Below are 472 nucleotides of genomic sequence, written 5' to 3' on the forward strand. Positions count from 1 at the left end.
CGGTTCTGGGGCAGCCCCGTGCCCGTGTGGCGCTCGGACGACCCGCAGTACCCGCGCATCGACGTCTACGGCTCGTTCGCCGAGCTCGAGCGCGACTTCGGCACGCTCCCGCGCAACGAGAAGGGCGAGCCGGACCTGCACCGCCCGTTCGTCGACCGCCTCACGCGGCCGAACCCCGACGACCCGACGGGCCGCTCGACCATGCGCCGCGTCGAGGACGTCATGGACGTCTGGTTCGACTCGGGGTCCATGCCCTACGCGCAGGTGCACTACCCGTTCGAGAACACGGACTGGTTCGAGCACCACAACCCGGGCGACTTCATCGTCGAGTACATCGGCCAGACGCGCGGCTGGTTCTACACGCTGCACGTGCTCGCCACCGCGCTGTTCGACCGCCCCGCGTTCCGCTCGGCCGTCTCGCACGGCATCGTGCTGGGCTCCGACGGCCGCAAGATGAGCAAGTCGCTGCGCA

General features: G+C 69.9%; 1 protein-coding gene. It reads left to right on the forward strand.

Translation table 11 applies throughout. The features are described 5' to 3' along the window. Positions 1-472: class I tRNA ligase family protein (locus G3I78_RS48030; RefSeq protein ID WP_164436918.1), on the forward strand; the 472-nt coding region annotated here is incomplete at both ends.

This window comes from Streptomyces sp. SID13726, from assembly GCF_010548375.1.
Lineage (GTDB): Bacteria > Actinomycetota > Actinomycetes > Streptomycetales > Streptomycetaceae > Streptomyces.